Here is a 1,280-nt window from a genome sequence, read left to right on the forward strand (position 1 = left end):
GGCACCTCGCGCACCCATCGGCTGCTGCGCACCTGTGGTGGTGTCCTTGGCTGTCTGGTGCTCCATCTCGGCATTCAGCTCCGCCCCCACAATCAGGACAATCACAGAGATCCAGGTCCACATCATCAAGCCGATGACTGCCCCCAGGGCTCCATACGTCGCGTTGTAGTCGGCGAAGTTCTCAAGATAATAGGAAAACCCTATCGAGACCGCGATCCACACCCCAGCCGCGAGGAAGGCGCCCCATGTCGCCCATTGCCACTTTGCCCTTTCGCGGCTGGGGCCGTAGCGGTAGATCAGCGTGATCCCGAGGCCGACCAGGATCAGCATCATCGGCCACCGAAAGATCCGCACAAGGGCTTCGGTCCAACCGCCGAGGTTCAGCAGCGCAAGCATGGCCGGCACGATCCCCACCGAGACGATAAAGCCGATACCGATGAGGATGGCGCCAAGTGTGAAGCCCAAGGCCAGAAGATTCAGATGGATAAAGCCGCGCTTTTCACTCTCCTCGTAGGCGATGTTCATGGCTTCGAATAGCGTCTTGATGCCGTTACTGGCGCTCCACAGTGCGACGGCAAGGCCGAACATGAAGCCGAAGCTGAGCGCGCCAGTCTTCTGAGCGGCCAAGGACGCAAGCTGAGATCTGATAATATCCAGACCGCCCGAAGGCAGTACGCCCCCAAGGAACGCAATGTGCTCAGCGATGGTCTGAGGGTCGGCGACAAAACCGTAGATGGACACGAACGCGGCAAGCGCGGGAAAGAGGGCAAGGAGCAGATAGAATGCGGCCCCGGCCGCGATCAGCATAACACGGTCCTCGTTTACTTCAGCAAAGACCCGCCACAGCACGTCTTTCCAGCCACGGCTGGGGATCTCTGACGGCCATTCGGCATTGCGTCCGCGGCCCTGCCGTCTGGCCCGCCGCTCAAGCTGCACTTGATCTTCGTAAGCGTCGTCGGTTGTTTTTTTCGACATGGCTGCCGGCCCGGAGCATCTTCTTCGCGGGCAAACGTATGAAAGCGCCAAAGGATGCAGTGCGGACCTGCGCCCGCAAACAAACATCCGCCGTCTGCAGAAACACTGCGCCACCTCATGCGAAGAGCTCATGTGATAGCGATACTGCCCTGCCCAGGCCCTCAGTGGCTTGTTTGAGCGACCAATGAGAATAACCCGCTTCCTACCATCTCAGCCAATCGTGGTGGTCGGCTGATTGCGTTTTAACTTTGGCGCGGCCGGCCGGCGGGGATTCTGGGCGTGGGCGGTCGGGAGCTGGTGCCTCT

Annotated in this window: 1 protein-coding gene; it reads right to left on the reverse strand. The window is 60.2% G+C overall.

Annotated elements, in window-relative coordinates; translation table 11 throughout:
• On the reverse strand, window positions 1-975 hold a 975-nt coding region (locus AC0L2C_RS34075), incomplete at its 3' end, for a YihY/virulence factor BrkB family protein (RefSeq protein WP_473525518.1).
• Window positions 976-1,280 lie beyond the last annotated feature (305 nt).

The organism is Mesorhizobium sp. WSM4845, from assembly GCF_055811455.1.